Origin of the sequence: Rheinheimera sp. NSM, from assembly GCF_052380015.1 — a bacterium.
GTDB lineage: Bacteria > Pseudomonadota > Gammaproteobacteria > Enterobacterales > Alteromonadaceae > Alishewanella.
This window is the reverse complement of the sequence record NZ_JBQTCI010000002.1, coordinates 568,220-592,592: the sequence shown is the minus strand read 5'-3', so window position 1 is coordinate 592,592 and position 24,373 is coordinate 568,220. Positions and strand designations below refer to the sequence as shown.

23 protein-coding genes are annotated in these 24,373 nt (G+C 48.2%); 8 read left to right on the top strand and 15 right to left on the bottom strand.

The genetic code is table 11. The features are described 5' to 3' along the window. Window positions 1-105: 105 nt before the first annotated feature. Complete coding sequence (locus ACTZWV_RS08495) at window positions 106-978, top strand: hypothetical protein (protein WP_444786132.1); 873 nt, start codon at window positions 106-108, stop codon at window positions 976-978. 11 nt (window positions 979-989) lie between these two features. On the opposite strand, the gene ACTZWV_RS08490 is transcribed toward ACTZWV_RS08495, so the two are convergent. Both ACTZWV_RS08490 and ACTZWV_RS08485 read right to left on the bottom strand, forming a co-directional pair. Then, window positions 990-1,598: a DUF938 domain-containing protein gene (locus tag ACTZWV_RS08490; protein ID WP_444786131.1), complete on the bottom strand. Its 609-nt coding sequence runs from the start codon at window positions 1,596-1,598 to the stop codon at window positions 990-992. Window positions 1,599-1,683: 85 nt separating this feature from the next. Next, window positions 1,684-2,334, bottom strand: a complete 651-nt coding sequence (locus ACTZWV_RS08485) for a hypothetical protein (protein WP_444786130.1) — start codon at window positions 2,332-2,334, stop codon at window positions 1,684-1,686. 493 nt (window positions 2,335-2,827) lie between these two features. Between ACTZWV_RS08485 and ACTZWV_RS08480 the strand changes: the two genes are divergently transcribed. Both ACTZWV_RS08480 and ACTZWV_RS08475 read left to right on the top strand, forming a co-directional pair. Continuing rightward, on the top strand, window positions 2,828-3,535 hold the full coding sequence (locus tag ACTZWV_RS08480; protein WP_444786129.1) for a hypothetical protein: 708 nt from the start codon (window positions 2,828-2,830) through the stop codon (window positions 3,533-3,535). 207 nt (window positions 3,536-3,742) lie between these two features. Further along, window positions 3,743-4,003 carry a hypothetical protein gene (locus ACTZWV_RS08475; protein ID WP_305550756.1) on the top strand — a complete coding sequence of 87 codons (261 nt, stop codon included), beginning with the start codon at window positions 3,743-3,745 and terminating at the stop codon, window positions 4,001-4,003. A gap of 14 nt (window positions 4,004-4,017) precedes the next feature. Here ACTZWV_RS08475 and ACTZWV_RS08470 read toward each other — a convergent pair whose 3' ends face one another. The 10 genes from ACTZWV_RS08470 to gyrA form a co-directional block, all read right to left on the bottom strand. Further along, window positions 4,018-5,745 carry a potassium/proton antiporter gene (locus ACTZWV_RS08470; RefSeq protein ID WP_444786128.1) on the bottom strand — a complete coding sequence of 576 codons (1,728 nt, stop codon included), beginning with the start codon at window positions 5,743-5,745 and terminating at the stop codon, window positions 4,018-4,020. 17 nt (window positions 5,746-5,762) lie between these two features. Then, window positions 5,763-6,467 (bottom strand): orotidine-5'-phosphate decarboxylase, encoded by a 705-nt coding sequence (pyrF, locus tag ACTZWV_RS08465; protein ID WP_444786127.1) that lies wholly within the window; start codon window positions 6,465-6,467, stop codon window positions 5,763-5,765. A gap of 12 nt (window positions 6,468-6,479) precedes the next feature. Further along, complete coding sequence (locus tag ACTZWV_RS08460; protein ID WP_444786126.1) at window positions 6,480-7,616, bottom strand: N-acetylglucosaminyl transferase; 1,137 nt, start codon at window positions 7,614-7,616, stop codon at window positions 6,480-6,482. Window positions 7,617-7,619: 3 nt separating this feature from the next. Beyond that, window positions 7,620-7,862, bottom strand: coding sequence for a DUF1049 domain-containing protein (locus ACTZWV_RS08455; RefSeq protein ID WP_444786125.1), 243 nt, complete (start codon window positions 7,860-7,862; stop codon window positions 7,620-7,622). A 41-nt stretch (window positions 7,863-7,903) separates the two neighbouring features. Continuing rightward, window positions 7,904-8,230 (bottom strand): integration host factor subunit beta, encoded by a 327-nt coding sequence (gene ihfB / locus ACTZWV_RS08450; protein ID WP_305550762.1) that lies wholly within the window; start codon window positions 8,228-8,230, stop codon window positions 7,904-7,906. Between the two features lie 22 nt (window positions 8,231-8,252). Then, the gene (gene rpsA / locus ACTZWV_RS08445) at window positions 8,253-9,932 is read right to left on the bottom strand and encodes a 30S ribosomal protein S1 (RefSeq protein WP_305551688.1); all 1,680 of its coding nucleotides are present in this window, start codon (window positions 9,930-9,932) and stop codon (window positions 8,253-8,255) included. A 111-nt stretch (window positions 9,933-10,043) separates the two neighbouring features. Next, window positions 10,044-10,733, bottom strand: coding sequence for a (d)CMP kinase (gene cmk, locus ACTZWV_RS08440; protein WP_444786124.1), 690 nt, complete (start codon window positions 10,731-10,733; stop codon window positions 10,044-10,046). A gap of 145 nt (window positions 10,734-10,878) precedes the next feature. Continuing rightward, window positions 10,879-12,159 (bottom strand): 3-phosphoshikimate 1-carboxyvinyltransferase, encoded by a 1,281-nt coding sequence (gene aroA, locus ACTZWV_RS08435; RefSeq protein ID WP_444786123.1) that lies wholly within the window; start codon window positions 12,157-12,159, stop codon window positions 10,879-10,881. Further along, window positions 12,156-13,238, bottom strand: a complete 1,083-nt coding sequence (gene serC / locus ACTZWV_RS08430; protein WP_444786122.1) for a 3-phosphoserine/phosphohydroxythreonine transaminase — start codon at window positions 13,236-13,238, stop codon at window positions 12,156-12,158. The genes aroA and serC overlap by 4 nt, the downstream gene beginning before the upstream one ends. Window positions 13,239-13,375: 137 nt before the next feature. Further along, complete coding sequence (gene gyrA / locus ACTZWV_RS08425; RefSeq protein WP_444786121.1) at window positions 13,376-15,994, bottom strand: DNA topoisomerase (ATP-hydrolyzing) subunit A; 2,619 nt, start codon at window positions 15,992-15,994, stop codon at window positions 13,376-13,378. A 187-nt stretch (window positions 15,995-16,181) separates the two neighbouring features. On the opposite strand from gyrA, the gene ubiG reads away from it, so the two are divergent. From ubiG to ACTZWV_RS08400, 5 genes are all read left to right on the top strand, one after another. Beyond that, complete coding sequence (ubiG, locus tag ACTZWV_RS08420) at window positions 16,182-16,892, top strand: bifunctional 2-polyprenyl-6-hydroxyphenol methylase/3-demethylubiquinol 3-O-methyltransferase UbiG (protein WP_444786120.1); 711 nt, start codon at window positions 16,182-16,184, stop codon at window positions 16,890-16,892. A 337-nt stretch (window positions 16,893-17,229) separates the two neighbouring features. Further along, window positions 17,230-19,515 (top strand): class 1a ribonucleoside-diphosphate reductase subunit alpha, encoded by a 2,286-nt coding sequence (gene nrdA, locus ACTZWV_RS08415; protein ID WP_444786119.1) that lies wholly within the window; start codon window positions 17,230-17,232, stop codon window positions 19,513-19,515. Window positions 19,516-19,585: 70 nt separating this feature from the next. Then, entirely contained in the window at window positions 19,586-20,716 is a 1,131-nt protein-coding gene (gene nrdB / locus ACTZWV_RS08410) for a class Ia ribonucleoside-diphosphate reductase subunit beta (RefSeq protein WP_444786118.1), read from the top strand. A gap of 3 nt (window positions 20,717-20,719) precedes the next feature. Next, on the top strand, window positions 20,720-20,974 hold the full coding sequence (yfaE, locus tag ACTZWV_RS08405; RefSeq protein ID WP_444786117.1) for a class I ribonucleotide reductase maintenance protein YfaE: 255 nt from the start codon (window positions 20,720-20,722) through the stop codon (window positions 20,972-20,974). A gap of 70 nt (window positions 20,975-21,044) precedes the next feature. After that, window positions 21,045-22,073, top strand: coding sequence for a hypothetical protein (locus tag ACTZWV_RS08400; RefSeq protein ID WP_444786116.1), 1,029 nt, complete (start codon window positions 21,045-21,047; stop codon window positions 22,071-22,073). 22 nt (window positions 22,074-22,095) lie between these two features. On the opposite strand, the gene ACTZWV_RS08395 is transcribed toward ACTZWV_RS08400, so the two are convergent. The 3 genes from ACTZWV_RS08395 to trhO all read right to left on the bottom strand — a co-directional run bounded on the left by ACTZWV_RS08395 (window position 22,096) and on the right by trhO (window position 24,317). Continuing rightward, complete coding sequence (locus tag ACTZWV_RS08395; RefSeq protein WP_444786115.1) at window positions 22,096-22,665, bottom strand: YceI family protein; 570 nt, start codon at window positions 22,663-22,665, stop codon at window positions 22,096-22,098. A 14-nt stretch (window positions 22,666-22,679) separates the two neighbouring features. After that, on the bottom strand, window positions 22,680-23,228 hold the full coding sequence (locus tag ACTZWV_RS08390) for a cytochrome b (RefSeq protein WP_444786114.1): 549 nt from the start codon (window positions 23,226-23,228) through the stop codon (window positions 22,680-22,682). Between the two features lie 174 nt (window positions 23,229-23,402). Next, window positions 23,403-24,317 carry an oxygen-dependent tRNA uridine(34) hydroxylase TrhO gene (trhO, locus tag ACTZWV_RS08385; protein WP_444786113.1) on the bottom strand — a complete coding sequence of 305 codons (915 nt, stop codon included), beginning with the start codon at window positions 24,315-24,317 and terminating at the stop codon, window positions 23,403-23,405. Window positions 24,318-24,373 lie beyond the last annotated feature (56 nt).

Here is a 24,373-nt window from a genome sequence, read left to right as displayed (position 1 = left end):
AAGCTTGCCTATACTGACATCAGCGGCGTTGTTGTCGCAGGAGCAACAGCTGCTCATGGTTTGCCCATGTTACTGCAAATTACTACTGCACAATTTAAGGTGGTTATGACACAGGCTTCATTAGCAGCATTATTCATCCTGACGGTAACTGCCATGCCACTTAGTGTTACTGCCAAGCCGTTATGGCTTACCGACATGGATGAGAGTGCACTGGTGTATAACAGCGTGCCCGGCATCGATATTAATGCCGCTACGCGGCTGTTATTGCTCGAACATATGCCGGGGCATCAGGACAGCGTCACTATTGTTAATAATGAGCGCGCCTTTCAAATATTAAAAGCGGATACGTTGGCCTGTACCGGCAATAAGGTACGCAATAGCGAGCGCGAAAGCTTTGCCTATTTCAGCGACGTACCGCAGCTGATTTTCCCGGGCCTGCGGTTATATATGCTAAAAGCCACAGCAGAAAAGGCCGGCATAGCCGCGCTGCAGCATGATAGCCGCCATTCCTTTGCCGATATCAGTGCCAGGTTGCCGCGCAGCCGCATAGGAATTGTTGGCGGGCGTAATTATGGTGAGCTGCTGCAGGCTATTTTTGACCAGCTGGCGGCGCGCAAGCGCATTTACACCCGTACCGGCAATGATATGAGTGCAGCAGCGATGCTGGATATGCTGGTAAACGGCAGGGTAGACCTGGTAGTGGAATACCCCAATGTGGTGCAGTATTACAGCGAAGCGTTGAACCACGCGGTGGAACTGGTTAGCGTAGAGATAAGCGAAGCGACAGAATATACCGGCGGCTACATTATGTGCAGTAAAACTGAGCAGGGCAAAAAGCTGGCACAGGCATACAGTAATGCCATACAACTTGCCAGCAAGGATAAACGCTATCTGCAGGCGCATTTGCGGTGGTTTGATGTTAGCTCACACCACAAAGTTACCGCCTTATACAACAAAGTGTATAAAACAGAGTTTTAGCCTGAAGCTTATTAACCGCCGTTACGTAAAAACTGCAGCAGGCGGTTGTTTGCCGGCATGCTGTGGTCTTGCTGTAAGCTAAAACCGGCCGCGCTGGCTAACGCTGTAACCGCTGCTATATCGCGGATACCCATCGCCGGATCGCGGCTTTTCAGTGATTGATCAAATGCTCTGTTGCTAGCGCTGGTAAAGCGGCCGTCATAGTTAAAAGGCCCGTAAATACAAAGCATTGCCTGCTCACTGAGTAACTCATTTAAGCGGCTGAAAAACTGCTCAACCACCGGCCATGGCATAATATGCAACGTATTGGCGCTAAACAGCGCATCAAATTGCTGCGCAGGCAGTGCATCGGCACTGATATCCAGCTGTAATGGCAAGGGCAGGTTAGGCAAAGCTGCACGGCGCAGCCTTTCGGTTAACCCGGGCAAATACAACGCCTGGTCCGACGCCTGCCAGCGCAGATGCGGCAGAGCAGCAGCAAAATGCACCGCATGCTGGCCGGTACCACTGCCCACTTCCAGCACCGTACTGCAGTTGGCAAACGCCTGTTGCAGCACCGCTAAAATAGGCGCTTTGTTGTTTTCACAAGCTTGGGAGAAGGGCAGATCAGTTGGTATCATACTACTTACCTTATCAGAAATAGTGCTGTTTTCGCAGTCTTTGATTATTAGATTCTATCAATAAACATTGCCTTATGGCTGTGATTTAATAATTCCACAAATGTAAAAACAACGCGATAATTGACAAAAAATATGGACTAAAAAGCTCAACACCTTCTGAACGCAATAACGTGTGTTTCATTTGATACTTAAGCTCGCAAAGTAATAAATATAGATAGTCTTTTAGGCGCCACTTATCTGTAAATTTCGTAAGTTCTATTTTGAATCGGCTATTCGGGTATTGTTGAGGGGAGTAATATATATATCTTACAAAGAAAAATTTGCAGCTATAAGTATATTTGGATTTCTCAATGTCGTTGGCAGATTCTTGATACATATGCCAAGACATTCTACCTCTGAACTCCTGCTCTTCCACATCATAGTAAAAAAAGCCTCCATTTTCGAATAAGTCATCAACCCAAGCATCACGCAGTTCTTTGTGGAATTTACTAGCGTACGTGTAATAACGAAGCGTTATAACGATCAAAAAGAAAGCTAATAAATGCGTTAAATTTAGCGGATTCGAAAATTCTATTTTGAAAATAAATGTATTAGCCTCTTTAATAACTGCCCCTGAAAGACTAATCGCCAACAATATAAAAGAAAAAATTGCAATCAGCTTCCTGTTGCTGACAACATTATTATCTTCATTGATCTTGGATATCAAATCTGATTTATCTGATTCTTCTTTTGTCATGCTACCATCGTGTTCCGGTAAGAGCGCTTCTGATTTTCAGTTATCCATATTAAGTTCATGATGTCCTTTATCAATTATTTTAAATAATCTGCAGTATACAACAACATTTCATGAATAGTTCCTATCCCCCTGGCTACAATCAATGTCATGTTCGCAGGTGAACAGGTGAGGGTGGTTAAGCGCCGTTAATGCTTAAAATATGTTAAATACTTGCGTTATTAGCTGACTGCGAGTTATGTTCTACGCGAATTAACAACAACTCACAAGCTCCAAGGAAGTGCTAATGTCGATTTTCCTGTCTGCAATTGAAGCAATAAACTCAGGTTTTCAGCTATTTAAGAATCTGAAATCGTTACCTTTTAATAAGGGAAAAGACGTTAGCCGCGATACCTTAAACACCATTCCGGAGCGTTTTATTTATCTGTTTGAGTGCCATGGTGTGCACCGCAACCAGATACCGGCTTTTTTTTGCCATGGCATAACACTGCATGCAATGACCGATCTGGCCGAGCTGAGTAAACTGCTTACACCGGAAATTTTGCAGCAAGCATCCAGCTTATTCGGCGTAAGGCAGGACTGGCTGGAGTGCGTAAGCGATAAAATTTACAACGTACCAGACTTTTATAAACACCCGGAAGAATTTGAACAGCACATAACTGAGCTTAAGCAAACAACCAATGAGTTGTGGTGCTATGTGCTTAGAACGCATGAGTCTGCGCACGCAGATGACAACTCAGATGGTGCATTTCTGTTTGTAGAGACGATAGGCGCAATTAATAATCGCGAAATCGTCAGATATTATCCGGTAGGACATTTACGTATTGGCTACTGGAAAAGCCGTGCAGATTTTGCAGCAAACTGCGGCTTGCTGGTTAAGTCCGGTATTCAACAAGTTGGTAAGTATGCAAATAAAGACTGGCTGAAAAAGTTTAACCGCGGAATGGTTATTCCTGAATACGATTATCAAGATGGCAGCGTTGCTGTTGCATCATCTGCAGTCTGGTATATCGATCAGTTTTTTGAAAGGCCTGAACATTTCTTAAATGGTGTGGACGCCGAAGCAGACAACTTTGGTTTGCACAGCGCTGTTGAACGCTGGTTGCGATGGAGTGAAAAGGGTTACTTTGATTCATTTGGCGATGGTAGCCATCCAAGGTGCCGAAAACTGTTTGAGAGGAAGCTGGAGGAGTTGCTGCGGTAGTTTGCTTAAAACAGCCTTATTATAATAATTATCAATTTAACATAATATACATTATGGGCTATAAAGTATTTGTTGGCTTTGGCACTATTGCTATCAGATTGTCCGCCTTACATCTGTTAAATCACCGTATGAATTCAATTCAGGCTTTTCATTTAAGCTTAACGCTGTAAAATGCTGTCATACTGTTTTTTACCTTACAGGTTATGTATGGCACTTACTATTCGCCCCAATGACGAACAACTGGATATTTTAGCCAAAGCGCAGCGTATGACTGCCGAGCTTACTTACTCTAAAGCTATCTTTAAAGGCCTTGCCGAATATGTGCAGCTGAAAAAAGACTTTGATGAGCTGGAGAAAAAACATAACGCTTTGGCACATGCCCATGCTGAATTAAAAGAAACCGTAACCCTGTACGTTATGGCTAAAACCAAGCTGGAGCGTTTGCTGGAAACCAAAGCGCCTGATTAGGCGCTTTAATTTAATTAAGCCGCTTCTACCGGTTTTATACCTACCTGAGTTGCTTCGCCGGCTTCGTTCACCTGGCGTACTGTAAGTAACAGTTGATCCAACCGCACCTGGTCGCCGATAACCACGCGGCGGTGAAAACGTTGCGCTATATAGGTAGACAGTGTTTGCTGCTTGTCTTCGCCGGCAAAGTTTATCGTATAGAATGAATCTAAATCGCTCAGGCTGATATCGCCGTTAAGTACGAAATCACCAAAGAAGCTGCTGTTACTCAGTACAGATTTCTCTGCATCTTTGGCCAGCACTTCACTGATTTTTTGTACATGCTTTAACTTGGCCAACACCATTAAGGTATCGTGAGCGTTAAATACCGGTTTTTTCTCCGGCAGGATCCATTCGCCGTCGCGTATTACGCCTAAAAATTGGATTGGCTGTTTAAAGGCTAAATCTTGCCAGCTTAATGCCAGCACCGGTGATGTATCGGTTACTTTAAACGCCAACACTTCCATTACATCGTTACTGGGTACAGCGTCCAACGGCATGGCCTGGTCTGGCGCCAGTTCGGCCGGTACTTCCAGTTTTAACCAACGTGCTACCGGCACTATGCTCCAGCCTTGCACCACTAAAGAGACGATCACCACCACAAAGGCTACGTCGAAATATAAATGTTCATCCGGCATGCCGGCTAACCACGGGAACAACGCCAGAATAATCGGTACCGCACCGCGCAAGCCAACCCAGCTGATAAACAACTGATCGCGCGCCGGAAAACGAAACGGAATTAAGCTGAGAAACACTGCCACCGGCCTGGCGATAAAGATCAGGATCGCGGCCAATATCAGTGCCGGCACCAGGTGGTTCATTAAATTACTTGGTACTACCAGCAAACCTAACATCAGGAACATGCCAATTTGGCTGATCCAGGCTAAACCATCGTGCATGCGCAGGATATGGATAATTTGCGGTAACCGGGCATTACCCACCAGATAACCCATTAAATACACAGCTAAAAAGCCGCTGCCACCAAAGGAGTTGGTAAGCGCATAAATAAAGATACAGCTGGCCACCGCCAACAACGGGAAAAAGGCAAAACTAAGCGGCAGTTTGCGGCATAAAAACACAAACACCCGCCCTGCTGCATAACCCATAACACCGCCGACTACGGCTTGTTGTAAAAAGATGGTGGCCACTTCCCAGCTTAGCGTTTTGCCCTCGGCCAGTACGCCCACCAGGGTTAATGTCAGTATTACCGCCATTGGGTCATTACTGCCCGACTCAATTTCCAGCGTTGAGGCCACCCGCTCTTTAATACGCAGGCCTTGTGACTGGAAAATAGAAAATACCGCAGCCGCATCGGTAGAGCTTAGAATTGCGCCGAGCAATAAGCCCTGCAGCAAGGTCATATCCAATAAATAAGCCGCTGAAACGCCGACAATGCCACAGGTTAACACTACGCCAAGCGTTGCTAACATTGATGCCGGCGCCAGGGCGACGCGAAAACGCTCGGGGTGGGTACGCATACCGCCGTCAAACAGAATGATCACCAGCGCGATAGAGCCGATTAAAAATGCTACCTGCGGATTGTCGAACTGAATGCCAACCAGGCCTTCTTCGCCGGCCAGCATGCCAATAACAAGGAATATCAATAGCATAGGCGCGCCAAGACGCGCCGAAATAAGCGTTGCTATAATACTGATTACAAAAAGAAGACCGCCAACTAATATTGCGAGGTTTATGCCATCCACCCTAACCTCCTGATTAATTAAGCGTTTGAAAGCTCCCGTACTATGGCATTAAGCGCGTCCAGTGGCTTCGCGGCCTTGGTAACGGGACGGCCGATCACCATATAGTCGACACCTGCGGCTAATGCTTGCGCCGGTGTCATCACACGTTTTTGGTCGTCCTGGCTGCTGCTGGCCGGACGAATACCCGGGGTAACCAGGCAAAAGGCGTTGCCAAACTGTTGTTTTAACAGTGTAGCTTCCTGTGCTGAACACACCACTCCGTCTAAACCGGCCTTATGCGTTAACCCGGCCAGCTTTACCACCTGTTGTGCCGGTGTCAGGTTAATACCCAGCTCAGTCAGGTCGCTCTGCTCCATGCTGGTTAACACGGTAACGGCAATAAGGTGAGGTTTATCAGTACCATAAGATACCAGAGATTCACGCGCTGCGCTCATCATTTTACTGCCGCCACTGGCATGTACGTTGACCATCCATACGCCAAGATCGGCAGCAGCTTTAACTGCTTTGGCCACGGTGTTGGGGATATCGTGAAATTTTAAATCGAGGAATACATCAAAGCGGCGCTGCTGTAATTCCTGCACCAGCTGCGGGCCGAAATGAGTAAACATTTCTTTGCCCACTTTTAGCCGGCATAAGGTTGGATCCAGCTGGCTGACTAAGTTCAGCGCTGCGGCTTTTTGTTCAAAATCAAGGGCGACCACCACCGGGGTTTGACAAGACATCTGCTTTCCTTTCTAACGACCGTCGATGCCGCGAATGGGTTCTACACTTTCCCATTGCTGACAAGACGGACACAACCAATAATGTTTGCGGGTTTTAAAGCCGCAATTGCGGCAACTGTATAACGATTTTTTTTCCAGGTAGGCGTTCACCAGCTCTTCAACAGAGGATAACACCTCAGCCGCCGGTGCCGATTGCTGCTGGCGTATTTGTAATAACTGCTGGAACAAGCGAATGCCGGGTTGCTGTTTTAGCTTATCAAGCAAAAACTGCTCGGCAGCCGTGGCGGAACCGTGTTCAGCCAACCAGCGCGCCAACAGCACTATGGCGGTAATATTGTGCTGTTTATTGGCCAGCTGGCTTAGCAGCTGATACCACTCATCATCGGCAAGATCGCATTGCTGCAACAGCGGTAGTATTTCGGCGCTCCACTGCGGTTTATGTTCCACAATATACAGCAATGCTGATTTGGCCAGTGCTGTTTGTTGGCGGCCAAGCGCCAGTTGCGCTAATTCAAACTTTGGCCGGATAGCGGCCGGGTAATGCTCTGCCAATTGCAGCAGTGTGTCGGCATCTTGCTGCGGCAACTGTTTAAGAGCTTCAATTTGCATATTCGCCTGGGCAATACGCAAAGAGCGCGAATCGGTATTATCTACTGCGGCACTGTATTGCGCGGCTTTGTGCCACTCGTGGGTAGCAATAAAGATACTGAATAACTGCTTTAATGCGCTCTCGGCCAGTACCGGCGATTTTACCAGGTTAACCAGCAGTTTTTCTGCTCTGTCATATAAACCGGCAGAGAAATAGTCTTTTGCCAGTTCAAACTGAATTTGTTGTGCCTGTGGCTTGGGTAGCTTTAGCTGATGTAACTTTTCATGAATGCGGATCGCCTTATCCCAATCGCCTTTGCGGCGAAACAGGTTGGCCAATGCCAGATAGGTTTCAATGGTAGCCGCTTCGATATCCAGCAGTTCAAGCAACTGCTCTATCGCTTTATCTTCCTGATCTGTTAATAAAAAATTTAAGCCGGACGACAAATTGCGGGTAATGTTGGCGCGGCCTTTCAGCTCTTTATGCTTAACGCTGTTGCGGCCCATAAACCAACCATAGGCTGCTGCTACCGGTAATAACAAAAACAGCAGCTCTAACATAGGCTAGCTGTTTTCCGTTGATTTACGCAGCCAACCCTTAGCTTTACGTTGCAATGAGTACAGAAGAGCTATCATCAGGCCAAGTACAATGCCTAATAACAGGAAGATCAGTGCGATGTCGACAACTCTTAAGCGGGCACTGATAACAAGAAGGTGTAAATCAGTCAGTTGCTGATTAATAGAGCCAAACAGCACCCCTACTACAATCAGGGCTACTATTACTGCGATATAAAGTAGTCTGCGCAAGGGAAACTCCGTTTACGCCTGCAAACTCAGGATAATGAGGTTCAGGTATTATCTTTTACGCGGTCACGTAATTCTTTGCCCGGCTTGAAATGCGGTACATATTTACCGTCCAGTTCAACTTTATCACCGGTTTTAGGGTTACGCCCTACGCGTGGAGCACGGTAGTGCAATGAGAAACTGCCAAAGCCACGAATTTCGATACGTTCGTTGCCAGCTAATGATTGTGCCATCTGCTCGAGGATTTCTTTAACTGAAGCTTCAACATCCTTGACCTGAATATGGGGGAAATCAGTAGCTAATTTTTCAATTAATTCAGATTTGGTCATAGACCCTCCGGCAAACCTGCGGTTGGATAAAGCAGGAGGCACAAGCCCCCTGCTTTGCTGGCAATTAATCCTGCTTCTGAGCAGCTTTAAATGCTTCGGCCATAGCGTTACCACCAAAATCAGCTTCTTGTTGCTTGCTGTTGACAGTATCCATAGCTTCTTTTTCTTCAGCTTCGAACTTCGCTTTGATTGACAGGCTGATTACGCGGTTTTTGCGGTCAACACCCATTAAACGAGCTTCAATTTCTTCGCCTACTTTCAGTACCGTAGTGGCATCTTCAATACGCTCACGCGCGATATCAGATACACGAACATAACCTTCTACAGCACCTTCTAACATAACAGTAGCGCCTTTAGCGTCAACGGCAGTTACTTCACCTTTAACGATAGCACCTTTTTTGTTGTCAGCAAGGTAGCCGTTGAACGGGTCTTCGTCCAGCTGCTTGATACCTAAAGAAATACGCTCGCGCTCAGGGTCAACTTGTAACACAACTGCGTGTACTTCGTCGCCTTTCTTGAATTCACGAACCGCTTCTTCGCCAGTGGCGTTCCAGCTGATGTCTGATAAGTGAACCAGACCATCGATGCCGCCGTCTAAGCCGATGAAGATACCGAAGTCAGTGATTGACTTGATCTTACCGCTTACACGATCACCCTTGTTGAAGCCCTTAGCGAACTCTTCCCATGGGTTGGCTTTACACTGTTTCAGGCCTAAAGAAATACGACGACGTTCTTCGTCGATTTCCAGAACCATAACTTCCACTGAATCACCTAAGTTAACCACTTTAGATGGGTGGATGTTTTTGTTGGTCCAGTCCATTTCTGACACGTGTACTAAACCTTCAACGCCTTCTTCGATTTCTACGAAGCAGCCGTAATCAGTCAGGTTAGTTACGCGACCAGTAATGCGGGCGCCTTCAGGGTAACGTGATGCGATAGCGGCCCATGGATCTTCACCCATTTGCTTCAGACCTAAAGATACACGTTGTTTTTCGCGGTCGAATTTCAGTACTTTTACCGGAATTTCGTCGCCAACATTAACGATTTCGCTTGGGTGCTTAACGCGCTTCCATGCCATATCAGTGATATGCAGTAAGCCGTCTACGCCACCTAAGTCTACGAATGCACCGTAGTCAGTCAGGTTCTTAACGATACCTTTAACTTCCATGCCTTCTTCCAGCGTTTCTAACAGCTGGTCACGTTCATGGCTGCTTTCTGATTCAATAACCGCACGACGTGATACCACCACGTTGTTACGCTTCTGATCCAGCTTGATAACTTTGAACTCAAGTTCTTTGTTTTCCAGGTGCAACGTGTCACGCACCGGACGTACGTCTACTAATGAACCAGGCAAGAATGCACGAATACCGTCAACTTCAACTGTGAAACCACCTTTAACTTTACCAGTGATAACACCGATAACAGTTTCTTTGTCTTCACAGGCTTTTTCCAGGCGTACCCAGGCTTCGTGACGTTTGGCTTTTTCGCGAGATAACAGGGTTTCACCGAAACCGTCTTCAATCGCATCTAAAGCAACGTCAATGATGTCGCCAACGCTTACTTCGATTTCGCCGCTCAGATTTTTGAACTGCTCAACCGGAATAGCGGCTTCTGACTTCAGGCCGGCGTCAACCATGACGACGTCTTTCAGAACGGCTACAACAGTACCTTTAACAATGGCACCCGGACGGGTTTCGATCGACTTGAGGCTTTCCTCAAATAATTGTGCAAAATTTTCAGTCATATTCACTTTTTCAGTTAAGTGCGCCACAGAACATCATGTTCATATGGGGTTGCTAAATTTACCTGTTTAAATCCGTTTAACAGGCTGTCCAAAATACGGTTTTGGCCTGGTTCACACCACAGCGGGTAATTTCATCCCGGCGTAGTTCAGTACCTCTTCCAACACTTGTTCAATCGATTTATTGGTCGAATCCAGCATATAGGCGTCGGCAGCTGGTTTCAGCGGCGCGGTGGCACGGTTTATATCGCGCTCGTCTCTGGCTTGGATTTCGTTCAAAAGGTCGCCGATATTAACATCAAAGCCCTTTTCTTTCAACTCTAAATAACGCCGTCTGGCGCGCTCTTCCGCGGTGGCTGTTAAAAAGATTTTAACGTCTGCCTGCGGAAAAACCACAGTGCCCATATCGCGACCGTCGGCCACTAAGCCCGGTGCTTCAGCAAAAGCACGCTGACGGCGCAATAAGGCTTCACGCACCCTGGGTAACGAGGCTATTTTCGATGCCAGGCCGCCGACTTCTTCGGTACGGATAGTGTGTGATACGTTCTCGCCTTCCAGCGTAATACGCACATTGCCCTGTTCGTCACTGCTGAATTGTACATCCAGATGAGCCGCTAACGGCTGCAGGGCTTCTTCATCATCACAGGGAATATTATGGTGCACAGCGGCAAGGGCCAGTACGCGGTATATTGCGCCACTGTCGAGTAATTGCCAGCCTAAACGTTGTGCCAGCAGGCGACAAATTGTGCCTTTGCCGGAACCGCCCGGGCCATCGATGGTAATTACTGCTGCAGAGTGTGGCATCCTACCCCCTTTCAAACTACTGGTTAATCGGATTTCAAAACCGCAGTATTATACAGCTTTTTGCGACAAAATCTGTGTTTAATTAAGATAAAACGAAGGAAAGACGCGCAGTTGGAAGGCTACGCGTCCGGATGCTCCGGGTGATTTAACACGCCAGTTGCTGAAATAAACTGAAATAGGTCGGGAAGGTTTTGGCAGTACAATCCGGATCTTCGATCGTCACAGCAGTATCGCTCAGTGCCACTAACGAGAAACACATGGCCATACGATGGTCATTGTAGGTGGCAATACTGGCGTGCTTAAGTGTAGCCGGCGGTGTCACTTTAATGTAATCGTGGCCTTCTTCTACCTCTGCGCCGACTTTTCGCAGCTCCGTTGCCATGGCTGCTAAGCGATCGGTTTCTTTTACCCGCCAGTTATAGACATTGCGGATAACCGTAGGCCCTTTGGCAAATAACGCTGTGGTGGCAATGGTCATGGCGGCATCGGGTATAGCGTTATAATCGCGGTCTATGCCGTTAAGTTGGTTACGGGTAACCTTTATATAGTCATCGCCCCACTCGACATCAGCGCCCATGGCTTCCAATGCGTCGGCAAAATGAATATCACCCTGCACTGCGTGTTTACCAATGCCGGTCACTTTTATGCTGCCGCCTTTAATCGCCGCCGCCGCCAAAAAGTAAGAAGCCGATGACGCATCACCCTCTACCAGCCACTGGCCGGGCGAGCGGTACACCCGATTACCCTTAATGCTAAAACGCTTGTAGTCATGGTTTTGCACGCTAACGCCAAAACGCTGCATTAGCGCCAACGTAATATCAATATAAGGCTTGGATACCAGCTCACCGATGATGTTTATCTCGCTGTCACCATCAAGCAGCGGCGCCACCATTAACACGGCGGTTAAAAACTGGCTGGAAATGCTGCCGTCAATTTGCATACTGCCGCCCTGCAGCGGCTTGCCTTTAATCTGCAATGGCGGAAAATCTTCGCTGCCAAGATAGCGGATATCGGCCTGCCACTGGCGCAATGCATCAACCAAGTGACCAATAGGCCGCTCATACATCCGTGGTTCGCCGGTTAGGGTCACATCGACATTGGACGCTGCCAGCGCCGCAGTTAATGGCCGCATTGCGGTGCCGGCGTTACCCAGAAACATGGTCAGTGCATGCGGATGGTTAAACAGGCCGCCAATGCCATGTACCTCACATTTGCTGCGACAATCAGACAGCTTATAACTGATACCGAGCGCTGTTAAGGCATTAAGCATATGCCTGATATCGTCGCTATCAAGCAAGTTCGTGATCTGTGTTGTGCCTTCTGCCAGTGCCGCTAATAACAGCACGCGGTTAGAGATGCTTTTTGAGCCGGGCAAATGCACTTCACCGGCAACCTTGGCAATAGGGTTAAGGGTTAATGTTTTCATCCGTGTACCCGCTCAAATTCCTGCATAAAGCTCACCAGGGTTTGTACGCCCGCTATTGGCATAGCGTTGTAGATACTGGCCCGCATACCGCCAACCATACGGTGGCCTTTTAATGCCAGCAGGCCATGTGTTTCAGCCTGGTCGACAAACATATCGTTTAAACGCTCGTCAGCTAAGAAAAACGGTACATTCATCCACGACCGGTACGCCGGGTCGACGTCATTGCTGTAGAAATCACTTTTATCAATATAATCATACAGTAAACCAGCTTTCACCCGGTTACGCGTAGCCATCGCGGTAACGCCGCCCTGCTGTTTTAACCATTTAAACACCAGCCCGGCCAGATACCAGGCAAAAGTAGGTGGCGTGTTAAACATGCTGTCGTTTTCTGCGGCTAAACGATAATCCAGTACCGATGGAATAACCGCATCTTTGCCGGGTAATAAGTCTTCACGCACTATGGCCAGGGTTAAACCTGACGGGCCGATATTTTTCTGCGCGCCGGCATAAATAACGCCATAGCGGCTGACATCAATTGGCCTGGATAAAATGGTAGAGGATAAATCGGCTACTATAGCGCTGTCGGTTTGCGGCAAGGCGGTAAACTCGACACCATCCACGGTTTCATTCGGGCAGCAATGTACATAGGCTGCGCCTTCGGTTAGCTGCCAGTCATTTGGTGCGATGACAGTACGGATACCGCCGGCGCTTTTTTGCCGGATATCCTGCATCTTAATGCTGCCGAATTTTACCGCTTCTTCCACCGCCGATTTTGACCAGGCACCGGAGACAATATAATCGGCAGTTTGGCCGGGTTTTAATAAATTAAGTGGTACTGCCGAGAACTGACCACGGCCACCACCGTGCATAAACAGCACCTTGTAATTTGCCGGAATACTGAGTAAATCGCGTAAATCCTGCTCTGCTTCGGCGGCGACGCGGATAAACGGCTTGCTACGGTGGCTGATTTCCATTACCGAGCAGCCATGTTGTTGCCAGTTAATAAATTCCTGTTGTGCCTGCTGCATTACCTCTGTCGGTAACATTGCCGGGCCGGCACAAAAATTAAAAGTGGTCATCTTTACTACTTGCTCCTGATTTAGCACGTCTATTCAACTGGCTTGGTTGTATTACTGCTGCCGGCTTAGTGCCGATCTTTAATTTGGCGCTGATAAAAAGCAAAACGAGCGCAGAAGCGCCCGTTTTGTATTTGGTGTTACTCTTCTTCATCCTGGGCTAACTGAGTGTCCGTCAGTACAGTGCTGGCGGCTTTTTCTGCCTCGGCCGCTGCTAACTCTTCCGCATCCTGGATTTCGTCCACCTTAGCCACGCCAACCACTTTCTCGTTGTCAGCGGTGCGGATCAGGATCACGCCCTGGGTATTACGACCCACTTCAGATACTTCATTAACACGGGTACGTACCAAGGTGCCTTTGTTGGAAATCATCATAATTTCATCCAACTCGTTCACCTGCACCGCACCTACCACCAGACCATTACGCTCGGATACCTTAATCGATACCACGCCCTGAGTAGCACGGCTCTTCGCCGGATATTCGGTTAACGAGGTCCGTTTACCGTAGCCGTTTTCCGTTACCGTAAGAATTGGCCCCTCGCCGTTTGGAATAATTAACGACACCACTGAGCCACCTTCGCGCAGTTTAATACCACGCACACCGGTAGCAGTACGGCCCATGCCGCGCACCTGATCTTCAGTGAAGCGCACTACTTTACCGTCGTCAGAGAACAGCATAATTTCGCTGCTGCCATCGGTAATACCAACACCGATTAAGCGGTCGCCGTCGTTCAGGTTAACGGCAATAATGCCGTTTGAACGTGGCCGTGAGTATTCCACCAGCGAGGTTTTCTTCACAGTACCGTTAGCGGTGGCCATAAACACATATTTATCAGCTTCGTACTCACGTACCGGCAGAATAGCGTTAATACGCTCGCCTTCTTCCAGCGGCAGTAAGTTTACAATCGGCTTACCACGGGCAGTACGGCTGGCCAGCGGTAATTGATACACCTTCATCCAGTACAGACGGCCACGGTTAGAGAAACACAAAATAGTATCGTGGGTGCTGGCAACTAACAGCTTATCAACAAAGTCTTCATCTTTTACCGTGGTGGCGGCTTTACCCTTACCACCGCGGCGCTGCGCCTCGTAATCAGACAATGGCTGATACTTGGCATAGCCCAGGTGCGACAAGGTTACGACCACGTCTTCTTCTGTGATCAAGTCTTCCATATTAATATCCAGCATATTGTCCTGGATATCGGTGCGCCGTGCATCAGAGTACTGCGCTTTAACCGCTTCAAGCTCTTCGCAGATCACTTCCATTAAGCGCTCCGGGCTCGCCAGAATATGCAGTAACTCGGCAATCAGCTCTAGCAGCTGCTTGTATTCGTCGAGGATTTTCTCGTGCTCAAGCCCGGTCAGCTTATGTAAGCGTAAATCCAGAATCGCCTGTGCCTGTTGCTCAGTGAGGAAATACAGGCCATCGCGAATACCGAAGTGCTCTTCTAACCATTCCGGCCGCGCCGCATCTTTACCGGCCCGCTCTAACATGGCGCTGACATCACCTAACTGCCAACCGCGGGCAACTAAACCGGCTTTGGCTTCTGCCGGGCTGGCAGAGTGTTTAATCAGCTCGATAATCTCATCGATATTGGCCAGTGCGATGGCCAGACCTTCGAGGATATGCGCACGGTCGCGGGCTTTGCGCAGGTCGTACACGGTACGACGGGTAACCACTTCACGGCGGTGCAACACAAAGCACTTGAGCATTTCAATTAAGCTCAGCAGCTTAGGCTGGCCCTGGTCCAACGCCACCATATTGATACCGAACACCGTTTGCATCTGGGTGTTGGTATACAGCTGGTTCAGCATTACATCGGTTGACTCACCACGCTTAAGTTCAATAACAATGCGCATACCGTCTTTGTCAGACTCATCGCGCAATGCGGAAATGCCTTCAATGCGTTTTTCTTTTACCAGTTCGGCAATTTTTTCAATTAAACGGGCTTTGTTAACCTGGTATGGAATTTCGTTGACGATAATGGCTTCACGGCCGGTTTTCTCGTCGGTTTCTACCACTGTTTTCGCGCGGATATACACCTTGCCACGGCCGGTGCGGTAAGCTTCTTCAATACCTTTGCGGCCGTTAATAATAGCGGCGGTAGGGAAATCCGGGCCCGGGATGTACTGCATTAACTCGTGCAGCTCGATATCCGGGTTCGCAATTAAGGCTAAACAGCCATCGATAACTTCAGTTAAGTTATGCGGCGGAATATTGGTGGCCATGCCCACAGCAATGCCGCTGGAGCCGTTAATAAGCAAGTTAGGTAACTTGGTGGGCATGACTGCCGGAATTTGTTCGGTGCCGTCGTAGTTGGGCACAAAATCGACAGTTTCTTTATCTAAATCGGCCAGCAGTTCGTGCGCAATACGCGACATCCGTACTTCGGTATAACGCATCGCAGCAGCAGAGTCGCCGTCGATAGAACCGAAGTTACCCTGACCATCAACCAGCATATAGCGCAGCGAAAATGGCTGAGCCATCCGTACTATAGTGTCGTACACAGCACTGTCGCCGTGCGGGTGGTATTTACCGATAACGTCACCTACCACACGGGCAGATTTTTTATAGGCTTTGTTCCAGTCATTGCCCAGTTCCTTCATCGCGAACAGCACGCGGCGGTGTACCGGCTTTAAACCATCCCTTACGTCCGGTAAGGCGCGGCCAACAATGACGCTCATTGCGTAATCGAGATACGAATTCTTTAATTCGTCTTCGATATTAATAGGAACTATTTCTCTGGCCAGATCTGTCATAAAACGCTAATTTCCCTTAAATCAGATAGATAACTCGCTTTTGTCGATGTTATAAAGCGCGAGACAACGCAGGATTCTAACACAGAAAATCACGCTTGCCATGCCCCAAATGCAACGCAAACTAAGCTTCGGCATTGCTCAAATGGATCAAGGCTTTATAATGCGCAAAAACTAACGAGCATGTTATATGACTGCAGATATGAATGTTGATGCCGGCGAAATCGCCAAGTTTAACGATATTGCCTCGCGCTGGTGGGACCCGTCAGGCGAATTCAAGCCGTTGCATTTACTTAATCCGGTACGTTTAAGCTATATCAGTGACGAGCTGCAGGGCTTATTTGCTAAAACGGTTATTGATATTGGTTGCGGCGGCGGCATTTTAGCCGAAAGCATGGCGCGCTGTGGTGCTAATGTCACCGGGCTGGATATGGCCGAAGACTCGCTCAGTGTGGCAAAGTTACATGCGCTGGAAGCCGGGGTAAGCGTCAATTATCAACAGGCCACTGCCGAGCAGTATGCGCTAAGCCAGCCAGCACAGTTTGATGTGGTTACCTGTATGGAAATGCTGGAGCATGTGCCGCAGCCGATGTCGGTGGTGCAGGCCTGTGCCGATTTAGCCAAACCCGGCGCTACGCTGTTTTTTTCTACTTTAAACCGCACGCGTAAAGCCTGGCTGCTGGCCATTGTCGGCGCCGAGCAGGTATTGAAACTGGTGCCCAAAGGCACGCACGAGTTTAATAAGTTTATCCGCCCGTCAGAGCTGATGCGTTTTATTGAGCAGGCCGGATTAGAGGTGGCGGATGCAACAGGCCTGCACTACAACCCACTGAACCAGAGCTTTAAAACCGGCCCCGGGGTAGATGTTAACTACATTGTAGTAGCACGTAAGCCGGCCTGAGCAGAGGCAGTGGTTAATTTAGCAGCATTTAAATAGCTGGCGGCTATAAAAAAAATATTGATAGAACAAATAAATTTAACCAGAAAAAAAGCTTGCTTCAGGCAGGCTTTCCCCACGACACTGTTGCCGCGGTTAGCAGCTACTAACCGCCGTTTCAGCGCTGCAAATCTGCCGAATTACACCCTTGCAAAAAAGCCGGATCCACACTATCTTGTGATCACTTTCTAAAAAGCATCTATATGTTGTGTAATTAAGCAACAATAGCTGCCGGTAAAATGGCCGTGCGCTACATGGCTGATGATAACAACACATACAACTGAAACGGAAATCTGCAGCGATGACTCAATCTCTTTTCGTCACTAAACGTGATGGCCGCCGTGAACCTTTGGATCTCGATAAAATTCACCGCGTTATTACCTGGGCCGCCGAAGGCTTATCCAATGTATCGGTGTCGCAGGTTGAGCTGAAGTCTCATATTCAGTTTTATGATGGCATTAAATCTGAAGACATTCATGAAACCATTATTAAGGCCGCCGCGGATCTGATCTCAAAAGACTGCCCGGACTATCAGTATCTGGCGGCACGTTTAGCCGTGTTCCACTTGCGTAAAAAAGCCTATGGCCAGTTTGAGCCGCCGCACCTGTACGACCAGGTAGTGAAGATGGTTGAAGCCAAACGCTATGACCAGCATATTCTGGCCGATTACAGCCGTGACGAGCTGGAGCAGATGAACAGCTTTATTGATCACGGTCGTGACTTAAATTTCAGTTACGCTGCGGTTAAACAGCTGGAAGGGAAATATCTGGTGCAAAACCGCGTTAGCGGCGAAATTTACGAAAGTGCCCAGTTCCTTTATATGCTGGTAGCGGCCTGTTTATTTGCTAACTACCCTAAAGCCACGCGGTTAGATTACGTGCGCCGTTTTTACGATGCCTGCTCCTTGTTTAAGTTGTCACTGCCAACCCCGATTATGTCCGGCGTGCGCACCCCTACCCGTCAGTTCAGCTCTTGCGTGCTGATTGAGTGCGGCGACAGCCTGGATTCTATCAATGCTACCTCCAGTGCCATTGTAAAATACGTTAGCCAGCGCGCCGGTATCGGCATTAACGCCGGCCGTATTCGTGCGCTGGGTAGCCCAATCCGCAACGGCGAAGCCTTCCACACCGGCTGTATCCCGTTTTACAAGCATTTTCAAACTGCGGTGAAAAGCTGCTCGCAAGGCGGCGTGCGCGGTGGTGCGGCCACCTTGTTCTACCCGTTGTGGCATTTGGAAGTTGAATCTTTGCTGGTGTTGAAAAACAACCGCGGCGTGGAAGAAAACCGCGTACGCCACCTGGATTACGGCGTACAGTTTAACCGCCTGATGTATACCCGGTTAATCAAAGACGACTATATTACGCTGTTCAGCCCGTCTGATGTGCCTGGCTTATACGATGCCTTCTTTGAAGACCAGGAAAAATTTGAAGAGCTGTATGTTAAGTACGAAGCCGATACGTCTATCCGCAAGAAGCGCTTAAAAGCCCTGGAGCTGTTCACGCTGTTTATGCAGGAGCGCGCCAGTACCGGTCGTATTTACCTGCAAAACGTCGATCACTGTAATACCCACAGCCCGTTTAACCCCAAGTTAGCGCCGGTGCGCCAGAGTAACCTGTGTCTGGAGATCGCCCTGCCAACCAAACCGATGAACGATGTTAACGATCCGGAAGGCGAAATTGCGCTCTGTACGCTGTCAGCGTTTAACTTAGGTGCTATTGAAGACTTAAGCGAGTTAGAGCCGTTGGCCGAGCTGGCCGTGCGCTCACTGGACAGCCTGCTGGATTACCAGGACTACCCTATTCCGGCCGCTTTCCATGCCTCAATCAGCCGGCGCACCTTAGGTGTGGGTGTAATTAACTATGCCTATTACCTGGCAAAGAACGGCGTGAAATACTCTGATGGCTCAGCCAACGGTTTAACGCACCGTACCTTTGAAGCTATTCAGTATTATCTGTTAAAGGCATCAAACAAGCTGGCACAGGAATTTGGCGCTTGTCCTAAGTTTAACGAAACCACTTATGCTCAGGGTATCTTGCCAATAGACACTTACAAGAAAGATCTTGATAAAGTGTGTAACGAGCCGTTGTTACTGGATTGGGAGCAACTGCGTAAAGATATTCTCAGTCATGGTTTACGTAACTCTACGCTGTCGGCATTAATGCCGTCAGAAACTTCGTCGCAAATTTCTAATGCCACTAACGGCATTGAGCCACCACGCGGCCATATCAGCGTTAAAGCCAGTAAAGACGGTATCTTAAAGCAGGTAGTACCGGAGTATGAGCGGCTGAAACACCAGTATGAGCTGTTATGGGATATTCCTAACAACAGCGGCTATATCTCACTGGTGGCGATTATGCAGAAGTTTATCGATCAAACCATCTCGGCCAATACCAATTATGATCCGAATAAGTTCGACGGCGGTAAAGTACCGATGAAGTTATTACTGCAGGATTTACTGTCGGCCTATAAGCTGGGTGTAAAAACCATGTATTACCACAACACCCGTGACGGCGCGTCAGATGTCCAGGAGGACATTAAGCCTGAAGCGGAAGACGACGGCTGTGCCGGCGGCGCCTGTAAAATTTAATAGTTAACTAAACGGGCTGCTACTGCAGCCCGTACTTTGTAATAAATCCCTGTTAGGACGATAAGTGGCAATGGCGTACACAACCTTTAACCGACAAATAAATGACCAGATGAAAGAGCCGATGTTCTTCGGTAATCCGGTGAACGTTTCCCGCTATGATCAGCAAAAATACGGCATCTTCGAAAAGCTGATTGAGAAGCAACTGAGCTTTTTCTGGCGGCCGGAAGAAGTCGATGTCAGTAAAGACCGGATTGACTACCAAAACCTGCCACCGCATGAAAAGCATATTTTTATCAGCAATCTGAAATACCAGACCCTGCTCGACTCTGTGCAGGGCCGCTCGCCTAATGTGGCGTTTTTACCGATAGTATCACTGCCGGAGCTGGAAACCTGGATTGAAACCTGGGCCTTCAGTGAAACCATTCACAGCCGCAGCTACACCCATATCGTGCGTAATATCAGTTCAGAGCCGCATAAAGTATTCGACGACATTATGCTGAACGAAAAGATCCTCGAGCGCGCTGACGATGTCACCCGCTACTATGATGATTTGATAGACGGCATTAACCTGTACCAGCGCTGCGGTGAAGGCACTCACACCATTAACGGCGAGACACACAGCATCAGCCTGTATGAGCTGAAACGCCGTTTATACCTGTGCGTGATGTCGGTCAATGTGCTCGAGGCAATCCGTTTTTACGTTAGCTTTGCCTGCAGTTTTGCCTTTGCTGAGCGTGAATTGATGGAAGGCAATGCGAAAATTATCCGTCTGATTGCCCGTGACGAAGCACTGCATTTAACCGGCACCCAGCATATGCTGAATATTATGGCCGCCGGTGATGACGATGCCGATATGGCAAAAATTGCCAAAGAGTGTGAAGAAGAAGCTTACGCCATTTTCCGTAAAGCCGCTGAGCAGGAAAAAGACTGGGCAGAGTATTTGTTTAAAGACGGCTCTATGATCGGTCTGAACAAAGATATTTTATGCCAGTATGTCGAATACATTACCAACAGCCGGATGCAGGCTATCGGCATGAAAGCTATTTTTTCTACCACGCAAAACCCTATTCCGTGGATCAATACCTGGCTGGTATCAGACAATGTGCAGGTCGCACCACAGGAAGCCGAAATCAGCTCCTATCTGGTTGGCCAGATTGACAACGAAGTTGATGGTGGCGACTTCGGCGACTTCGACCTTTAGGCTATGCCCCGGGTTAAGGTTACAGCAGGCGTTGTCATCGACTTTGATGGCCGCGCCCGCACCCTGCTCGATGCATTGGAGCAGCAAAAGCTGGCAGTAAACTTTCATTGCCGTGAAGGCTATTGCGGCGCATGTCGTTGTAAATTGCTGTCGGGTGATATCAGTTATATCAATGAGCCGCTGGCTTTTGTCCGTAAAGGTGAGTTTTTACCCTGCTGTAGCACGCCGTTGACAGATATCGAAATTGAAATCCCCTGATTGTATGGTAATTTCTCTGCTGATCCAGCAGACTAAGCGCATTATGCGCTGATCTTTAAGGAGATCATTGATGAAAGCCCTGCTGTTATTTATCGCTGCCGCCGTGTCTTCTGCAGACGTAAGCCATGCTTCAAATGTAAGCCACTACGAGCAACTGCTGGCCAGCGCCAGATATACTGAGCTTGAACACCAACTGATCCAGCAGCCTGATTACAAACAGCAGGCTCAGTTATTGGTTATTTATGCCAGAGCATTAATTAATCAACAGCGACTCGAAGATGCCAATACCCTGCTTAACTATGCGATAGAACAGTTTCCGGATAACAGCGAGCTGAACTATCTGGCCGGCTTAAGTAAAATTCGCCTGGCCAGTGACGGTAATGTGTTTGCCGCCAAAGAGCGTGCCGCCCGCGGTGTCGCACTGCTGCAAAAGGCGGTGAGCATTAAGCCGGATCACTATGCTGCGCGCCAGGCGCTGATAGATTTTTACAGCATAGCGCCGGCTGCCGCCGGTGGTAATAAAGAGTTGGCTAACACTATGACAGTGCAGTTGGCTGAAGAAAACCCGGCCCAGGCACTGCTGGCCCAAAGCCGCATTTTACTGAATGAGAAAAAACCGACCGAAGCATTAGCCCTGCTGAACAGCATAATACCCAACCCGCCTAATCCGCGGCTGCTGGCACGTAAAGCGCAAATATTAAATGAGTTGGCGCTGTACGATGAGGCCTTTAGCAACTATCGTCAGGCAGCTGAACATGCTACGGATTTAACCGATAAGTATAATGCGCTGTACCATATTGGCCGTTTAGCGGTGGTGGCAGATCAGGATGCAATGGTGGGTATTACTGCGCTGCAGCAGTATCTGGATTTTTACCGCGACAGCGATAACAAAACTCTGCCGTGGGCTACCTTGCGGCTGGCACAGCTGATGTATCGTACCGGTGATAATTTTGAAGCCAGTTTGCTGGTGGCCGGTTTGACTAATGCCCAGGTTGAGAATGAAGAGTTTAATCTGATTTTGCTGAGCTTACTCAGTGCGTTAAAACCCAAAGAAGCAAAGGCTGAAACAGAAGCAGAACACAAACAACAGGAGATCTGATGATCTCCTGCGTTATACCAGCTTACTTCCGAATACCTTCTACCGTCAGATCTAACTGCACAGTAGCCGATGCCGGGCCCAGGTCAGTGTTAATCGCAAAGTCTTTCAGGGTCAATGTAGTGGTGCCGGCAAAACCTGCGCGGTAACCGCCCCACGGATCTTTGCCTTCCCCCAGTTTCTCTGCCGCAATCACTACTTCTTTGGTCACGCCATTCAGCGTCAGGTTGCCGTGTAAATCAAAGGTTTCACCGGCTTTTGGCACAATTTTAGTGCTGACAAAGGTTGCTTTCGGGTGTTTGCTGACATTAAGAAAATCGCCGCTGCGTAAATGTTTATCGCGCTCGGCATGGTTAGAATCAACGCTGGCAGTATCAATAGTCAGCTGAATTTTTGCTTCAGTCAGTTTATCAGCGTCATAGCTGAAGTCGCCGGAGAAAGTATTAAAACGGCCGTACAGCCAGCTGTAGCCTAAATGGCTGATTTTAAATTGGACAAAAGCATGTGCACCTTGAGTGTCAATCACATAATCGGCCGCTTGGGCCGGTAAGGTCATCATTGCCGCCATCGACGCAGCCAGTATCAGTTTTTTCATCTTGTTCTCCAGGGTTAAGGTTTACGGCCAAACATGCGTTTGAGCGTGTGGTCTTTATCTATAAAATGATGCTTTAATGCTGCTACGCCATGCAACAGCGCCAGTGTTATTAAGCTATAAGCGACATATTCGTGTACCAGACCGGCGATATCGGCCTGATTGGTAAACAAGGCGCCAAGCGACGGCACTTCAAACCAGCCGAATACCGCTATAGGCCGGCCATCTTCAGTGGAGATTAAATAACCACTGATCACCAGCAATAAAATGGCCAGATACAAACAAAATTGTACTATGGCAGAGGTTTTCTTCTCCCAGGGCCGGTGCGAGGCCAGCGATTGTGGCGGTGGACTAATAAAGCGCCACAACAGGCGCAGTAACATCACTATCGCCAGCAAAATGCCAATGCTTTTATGCCAGTGCGGCACTGTGCGGTACCATTGACTGTAATAACTTAAATCTACCATCCAGAAACCGGCTGCAAATAAGCCGAATACCACCAGCGCAACCAACCAATGCAGCACAACGCTGACTACACCATAATGTGATGAACTATTTTTTAGCATGCAGCACTCCTTAAGCTTAGCGATAATAGAGCAATATGAATAAAGTAAAATTGCAATATTGCTGTTTAACCTTTCTATTTATTAGAACTATTTGCTGACGGTACAACTGGCATAGTACAGAAACAACAAAGCCGGCAAAGTGCCGGCTGTGTGAACACAAAAAACTTAACTGACTTACTCGAACTTACCGTCGCGAATATGTTTATCGCCACGCTGTTTGGCCAGTTCAACCTGGCGTTGGCGTTCGGCAAAAGCTGCCTTTTGCTCGTCAGTGGTTTTATCATGACAATGTGGACAGCTTAAGCCTTTAACATAGTGCTCAGATGCCATTTCAGCGGTTGATAATGGCATACGACAGGCATAGCACTGATCATAACTGCCCTGCTCCAGGCCATGTTTAACTGCGACACGTTGATCAAACACAAAGCACTCGCCTTGCCACAGGCTGTTTTCCTGCGGCATTTCCTCTAAATACTTTAAAATGCCGCCGTCGAGGTGGTACACTTCGTCAAAGCCCTGCTCTTTTAAAAACGCAGTGGATTTTTCACAGCGAATGCCACCGGTGCAAAACATGGCGACTTTTTTATGTTTGGTTTTGTCCAGGTTTTCTGCCGCCCACTGCGGAAACTCACGAAAGGTGGTGGTGTTAGGATTGACGGCATGTTTAAAGGTGCCGATAGCCACTTCGTAATCATTGCGGGTATCGATCAGGATGGTATCAGGATCGCTGATCAGTTGATTCCAGTCGTCACCTTTAACATAGGTGCCGACAATGTGCGCCGGGTTGATACCCTCAACGCCCATGGTAACAATTTCTTTTTTCAGTTTTACTTTAGTGCGGTAAAACGCCAACTCATCAGACAGCGACTCTTTATAGCTCATGCCGTCAAAGCGGCCATCGGCATCCAGCCAGGCTTTAACCGCATCCACGCCTTCGCGCTCACCACAGATGGTACCGTTAATGCCTTCTTCGGCCAGTAACAAGGTGCCTTTAACTTTATTGGCCACCATGTAGTCGTACAAGGTATCGCGCAGCGTAACGTAATCAGGTAAACGGACAAACTTATATAAAGCAGCAACTACATACATATCTCACCTCTTGCAACGTCGGATCGTAAATCCGCAGCAATATTAAAAATCGCGCG